General features: G+C 59.5%; 1 protein-coding gene. It reads right to left on the bottom strand.

The window, feature by feature from the left end; genetic code table 11:
* On the bottom strand, positions 1-817 hold an 817-nt coding region (gene dsbD / locus C1Y41_RS19685), incomplete at both ends, for a protein-disulfide reductase DsbD (protein ID WP_146065249.1).

Here is an 817-nt window from a genome sequence, read left to right as displayed (position 1 = left end):
TTGCGCGATATACAGCAGAATGGCACTCAGCGGCGCGGTGGTGCAGGGCGAGCAGATCAACCCCGCCAGTGCGCCCATCATAAATACGCCTGGCAGTGAACCGCCTTGCTGACGGTTGCTCCACAGCGTCAGGCGCGTTTGCAGGCCGGAAGGCAGTTGCAGCGAGAACAAGCCAAACATCGACAGCGCTAGCACGATGAACAGCGCTGACAGGCCAATCAACACATATGGATGCTGCAGCGCCGCCTGGAAACGTAAACCTGCGGCGGCCACCACCATGCCGAGCACGGTATAGGTCAACGCCATCCCTTGCACATAGACCATCGCCAGCGCGAACAGGCGTCCAGCAGAGTAGCGACGCTGGCCACCGAGAATGATGCTGGAGATCAGCGGATACATCGGCAATACGCACGGTGTGAAGGCAACGCCGATGCCAATCAGCAGCGCCCACAACGGTGAAAACGGCAGTGGCGTGCGCTGTTGTGCAGGCTGCGTGTTAACGGCGGGAGCATCGTGATTGGCGGCAACCGGGTTAAGCGGCACCGAACGGGTTTCGGGCGGGTAGCAGAAACCAGCGGCCGCACAGCCCTGATAGGTCACCGTGAGCGTGGCACCGGACTCAGCCTGATGCAGAGTGATCGGCACCTGTAAATCCTGCGGATAGATTTCGCTTTTGCCGAAGAACTCATCCTCATGCGGCTCTCCTGGCGGCAGAGTCAGCGGTGCCATCTGTGCTTTTTGCGGCGTCACATGAATCTGCTGACGATAAAGGTAATAGCCGTCCTTCACCTTCCAGCTCAGTGTGAGTTGGTTGCCC

It is taken from the genome of Pantoea sp. ICBG 1758 (genome assembly GCF_002928325.1).
Classification (GTDB): Bacteria; Pseudomonadota; Gammaproteobacteria; order Enterobacterales; family Enterobacteriaceae; genus Pantoea; species Pantoea eucrina.
The sequence above is the reverse complement of the archived record's forward strand: the minus strand, read 5'-3'. Positions and strand labels throughout refer to the sequence as shown.